Source organism: Streptomyces sparsus, assembly GCF_054776295.1.
Genome location: NZ_BAAHCA010001061.1, coordinates 1 through 1,524, shown reverse-complemented (window position 1 = coordinate 1,524; position 1,524 = coordinate 1). Strand labels below are relative to the sequence as shown.

The following is a 1,524-nucleotide window of genomic DNA, read 5'->3' as shown; positions in this document are numbered from 1 at the left end:
CCGGCCCCTGAGGCCGACGTCCGGTGCCGACGCCCGGTGCCGACGTCCGGTGCTGTGACGGTCTTCGGCGCTACGGGGCCGGGCGGCTCGCTGCGGCATCGGGCTGCCGCTCCGCGGCGGCGAGCACGCTGTCGAGCAGGCCGGGGAACAGCGCGTCGAGGTCCGCGCGGCGCAGGGTGTTCATCTTGGCGGTGCCGCGGTAGTCCTGGGTGATCACGCCGCTCTCCCGCAATACCCGGAAGTGGTGCGTGGAGGTCGACTTGCTGACCGGCAGCTCCAGGGCCGAGCAGTTCTGCGGCTCGTCACCGCACCGGGCGAGAGTGCGCACCACGGCCAGCCGCATGGGGTCGGAGAGGGCGTGCAGCACGTGTTCGAGCCGGATGTCCGTGAGGTCGGGATGCGGCAGTTCGCGTCCGGGGGCGGGGACGTGGTGGGTGTTCACGGCTCCATCGTACGAGACCCTTCGTAGTTTGACATTCACCGTAGTACGACGAGTATCGTACGAACACCGCTTCCGGTGCCGCATCCACGAGGAGTCCACGTGAGCACGCTGTTCGAGCCGTACACCCTTCGGTCCGTCACCCTGCCCAACCGGGTGTGGATGGCGCCGATGTGCCAGTACTCCGCCGAGACCACCGGAGCGGGCACGGGCACCGCGAACGACTGGCACTTCGCGCACTACGCGGCCCGTGCGGCGGGCGGCGCGGGGCTGATCCTGCTGGAGGCCACCGGGGTGAGCCCGGAGGGCCGCATCAGCCCGGCGGACCTGGGGATCTGGAACGACGAGCAGGCGTCGGCGCTGCGCCGGATCACCTCCTTCCTGCACGAGCAGGGCACGGTCCCGGGCATCCAGCTCGCCCACGCGGGCCGCAAGGCCTCCACCGAGCGCCCCTGGCTCGGCGGCGGTCCCGTCGAGCCGGCGGACGGCGGCTGGCAGCCGCTGGCACCCAGCCCGGTGCCCTTCGACGCCGGTCATCCGGTACCGGCCGAGCTGACCGTGGACGGGATCGGGCGGATCGTCGCGCAGTTCGCCGACGCGGCCCGCCGCGCGCTGGCCGCCGGGTTCGAGGTGGCGGAGGTGCACGGCGCGCACGGCTACCTGATCGGCGAGTTCCTGTCGCCGTCCACCAACCACCGCACCGACGCCTACGGCGGTGACTTCACCGGCCGCACCCGCTTCGCGCTGGAGGTGGTGGACGCGGTCCGCGCGGTGTGGCCCGCGGAGCTGCCCCTGTTCTTCCGCATCTCGGCCACCGACTGGCTGGAGGAGAACGGCTGGACGGCGGACGACACGGTCCGCTTCGCGGCCGACCTGGCCGCACGCGGTGTGGACCTGCTCGACGTCTCCTCCGGCGGCAACGCGCCCGCGGTCACCATTCCCACCGGCCCCGGCTACCAGGTGCCGTTCGCCGCCCGGGTCCGGAGGGAGGCCGGCCTGCCGACGGCCGCCGTCGGCCTGATCACCGAGCCGGAGCAGGCCGCGAAGATCCTGGCCGCGGGCGAGGCGGACGCCGTGCTGCTCGG

The 1,524-nt window shown here is 73.2% G+C and carries 2 protein-coding genes; one reads left to right on the top strand and one right to left on the bottom strand.

From position 1 onward, the window contains the following. Positions 1-70: 70 nt before the first annotated feature. Positions 71-442, bottom strand: a complete 372-nt coding sequence (locus tag ACYVE9_RS26285; protein ID WP_461030390.1) for an ArsR/SmtB family transcription factor — start codon at positions 440-442, stop codon at positions 71-73. A 99-nt stretch (positions 443-541) separates the two neighbouring features. Between ACYVE9_RS26285 and ACYVE9_RS26280 the strand changes: the two genes are divergently transcribed. Then, positions 542-1,524: NADH:flavin oxidoreductase/NADH oxidase (locus tag ACYVE9_RS26280; RefSeq protein WP_461030389.1), on the top strand; the 983-nt coding region annotated here is incomplete at its 3' end.